A 1,704-nucleotide genomic window follows, 5' to 3' on the forward strand; every position below is an offset into this window, starting at 1 on the left:
GATGCGCCGCCGCGAGCCCTCGCGTCAGACCGACGCCGAGCGTCAACACCCGGCGCCAGGGCACGGGCACGGGCAGCTCCGCGAGGCTCTGGCCCATGACGTACTCGGAGACGATGTACGGGTGGCCCCTGACTTCACCGACGCGGAACACCGTGGCGACGTTGGGGTGCTGCAGCCGGGCGATGGCACGCGCCTCGACCTGGAAGTTCGTGCGGGCCTCGGCGTCGGGCTGGGGCGTGGCGATGAACTTCACCGCCACCTGACGCTCCAGGGAGCGATCGTGCGCCAGGTACACCACGCCCATGGCGCCGCGCCCGAGCACGTGCATCAGGTGGAACTCATCGAACTCGGAAGGGGGCACCCAGCCAGAAGCGGGGGGCGTGGGCTCGGGGAGCGGCTGCATGGATCGGCTAGGGCAGGACGGCGCGCGGTGGCTCCTGGGGCGTGAGGCCCTCCAGGGGTCCGTTCAGGCCAACGGTGACGAAGGGAGCCCAGTAGTAGGGATGGGGCCGTTTCTTCCGCAGCGCTTGCATCGCCCCCTCCAGGGCGGCGGCACGGCCCTGCCCGGCGAGCAGCCGGTGGTAGTAGTCCACCATCAGCTCCCGGGTGGTCTCATCGTTGACCTTCCACAGGCTCATCACCACGGTCTGCGCACCCGCCACCTCCAACGCCCTGCGCAGGCCGTACACGCCCTGCCCCAGCTTCACGTCTCCCCGTCCCGTGTCACAGGCCGAGAGCACCACGAGCTGGGTGCCCCACAGGTTCATGCCCGAGAGCTCCAGCGCCGTGGCCAGCGAGTCCTCCGGGCGGAGCGGTTGGGGCCGCGTGCCTCGCGCTCCGGAGAGCACCAGACCCGAGCGCAGCAACGGGTTCGGTGGGAGGTTGCGGCGAGGACCCGGGTCCACGGCGTCTCCGAACTGCCCCACCGCCCGGGCGCCAGGGGAGGCCGCGGGGTCATCGAGGAAGAAGCCGTGCGTGGCGACGTGGAGAATCCCGGGCGCCGGAAGTCGCAGCAGGGCCCGCTTGGAGGCCTCGGCTCCGAGCAGCAGCCGCGCCTGGGGCAGCAGACGCTGGATGGCGAGAGCCTCCTGGCGCGTGCCTGGAAGCGGAGCCCAGGGCTGGCTGGCCGCTTCCGAGCTCCTCGCGGAGAAGAACGTCTCCAGGGCGGGAGAACGCTCGGCGTCCGGGAGGGTGCCCTCCGAGGCGGACACCGCCGACGCGTCGTCGAAGTCCGGGTCGGCGAGGACGACGACCGCGCGCGCGGGGGACAGGCTCTCGGGACGGGGGAGCAAATCCTTGCCGGAGGTGTGATGGCCCAGGCGGAAGGTGTCCCCGAGGAAGCGCTTGCCATCGTGCAGGGCGGCGAAGGGCAGGAGAGAGAGCTGGCCATCGGTGGAGACGGCGAGGTGGCGCGTGGAGCCCAGCGCCGGCAACAGGGGCTTGAAGACAAGCCGGTACAGCTCCTGGGAGGCCCTCTGCCAGTCCGCGGCGCGGTGGACCAGCGCATCGCGCAGGCGCTGGATGGCCGTGTGCAGGGGTGCGCCGGGCCCCAGCTCGACGACGCGGATGCCGCCGTCCGGCAGGAGCACGAACGCCAGATAGCGCAGCTCGCCACGCAGCCGCTCCTCATCGGGGGTTCCTGGCTTGGGGACGAGCGGGCGCTCCTCGTAGGCGATGAACTCGACGAGCGCGCCGTCCTGGGGG

General features: G+C 71.9%; 2 protein-coding genes. Both read right to left on the bottom strand.

Annotated elements, in window-relative coordinates:
* Window positions 1-403 (bottom strand): protein kinase domain-containing protein (locus VF794_RS24540; RefSeq protein ID WP_331114416.1); only part of this gene is annotated, 403 nt, incomplete at its 3' end.
* A gap of 7 nt (window positions 404-410) precedes the next feature.
* Window positions 411-1,704 (bottom strand): CHAT domain-containing protein (locus VF794_RS24545; protein WP_331114418.1); only part of this gene is annotated, 1,294 nt, incomplete at its 5' end.

Origin of the sequence: Archangium sp. (genome assembly GCF_036389735.1) — a bacterium.
Lineage (GTDB): Bacteria > Myxococcota > Myxococcia > Myxococcales > Myxococcaceae > Archangium.